This is a genomic window from Nodularia spumigena CCY9414 (assembly GCF_000340565.2).
Taxonomy (GTDB): domain Bacteria; phylum Cyanobacteriota; class Cyanobacteriia; order Cyanobacteriales; family Nostocaceae; genus Nodularia; species Nodularia spumigena.
In genome coordinates, this window is the sequence record NZ_CP007203.1 from 3719001 (window position 1) to 3720549 (window position 1549).

Consider the following 1549-nt stretch of genomic DNA (forward strand, 5'->3'; position numbering starts at 1 on the left):
CAGCAGCCTATCGGGTACACTCATTTGTAATGGTCGGCTGGGCGCTAGCTGCGGGAACTACTGCGGCTTTCTCTTTAAAAATCAAGTTGCACCTTATCAATTGGTAAAGGATTTACCGAGACCATCTCCACAATTACAAGCTCTCAAACGTCTGTTGCAGCTAAAATGGCAACCCGACGGCTTTCCCTGATACTTCCATTTTTAACGAAAACTGGGAGAATTAGGCGTTAGGGTCAAACAATTTTAGATTTTGGATTTTGGTAATTCAATTAGTAGGGGCGGGTTCACCAAAATTCCCGTTAATCATGAATGATATGTGTAAACCCGCCCCTACCTACTACCCAGACAATAAGTAGGTTAACAGAAAAATTTAAAGGTATGTAAAGAAAAGTTAACCTAATTCGGCTTTGTTAAATTTAGTACGTTCTGTCCGGTGTTTTCCTTTTTTACCTCTGGTTTCAACACCATCCATAACTGCATACGCTAGTTCTAATTCATCCTCAAACATTTTTCCAGCAATTTCATCTCGTTTAAGATGTTGCCATTCTAATTCAATTGGATTCATTTCCGAGCAATATTTAGGAAGGAAAAACATATATAAACCCATTTGTTCCCACTTTGTCCATAATGCCTGAACTTCTTTACAACAATGTATTGGTCCATTATCTTGAACTATGACTCTCATTCGTTTACTTTCAGATGCTTCTTGCGCCTCTTGTTCCATCATTTTGATGTAAGAACTGCGCTTAACTCCTCCAATTACTAGACCATAAATAAAGCTAATTAATGGCTGAAATAGCCCAATAATACTGATTCTGCGTCCACGTCTTTTTGTTTGTTCGAGCTTTTTTTGTTCTCCTTTTTGATAGTATGTATAACCTGAATCACTCCAAGCTGAAAATCCTGATTCATCCAAATATTTTAGGTCTATTTCTCCACTAGCCGCAGCCAGTTCTAACATATCCATATCTGCTTGTTTATTTGCACGAGTCACTGGATCTTGTTTTGCTTGATGACTTATTCTTATCCGCTTCCAAATCACCCCTTTTTTTTTAGTCCCCGTCTGATTGTGTTGGTACTTACTTTTATCCCACGCTCTTTATCCAGTTTTTCTGCTAATTGCTTACTGTTATAAGTTTGTGCTTCTTCTTTCAAGCATTTTTCTAAATATTCAATGTCAGCTTCCACCAATTTTGGCTTTCTCCCTCGACCTGGTAACTCATGGAGTCCTTCTATTCCTTCTTTTTCCCACTTATTCAACACGACTCTTACTGTTTGCTCTCCCCAATCAAAGTGAGCCGCTATTTTTTCCACATACCAACCATCTGCATTTAATCTGATTACTTCAGCTCTATCTTTTACTTTCTGCGGTACTTTCGCTGTTCTCAGGTCAAACAACTCTCTATCTTGTTTTTTTGTCAGGAATATCCTTAACCTTGACCCCATATTTACATCACCCTAATATATGTTTTTCCGTATTTACTTATCTTTACACACCTTTWAWTTTTTTTGTTTACCTACTTAGTAGTAAATCAACATTAAATATTTT

The 1549-nt window shown here is 37.4% G+C and carries 1 protein-coding gene and 1 pseudogene; one reads left to right on the top strand and one right to left on the bottom strand.

Annotated elements, in window-relative coordinates; genetic code table 11:
- Positions 1-224: pseudogene (locus tag NSP_RS26995) on the top strand (FAD-dependent oxidoreductase); the annotation flags it as partial.
- Between the two features lie 167 nt (positions 225-391).
- Here the strand turns inward: NSP_RS26995 and NSP_RS24830 are convergent.
- Positions 392-1446 (bottom strand): IS630 family transposase gene (locus NSP_RS24830; RefSeq protein ID WP_231859486.1). Its coding sequence is split into 2 segments (ribosomal slippage): positions 392-1051 and positions 1054-1446, totalling 1053 coding nucleotides; the frame shifts between segments, so codons are not numbered across the junction.
- Positions 1447-1549 lie beyond the last annotated feature (103 nt).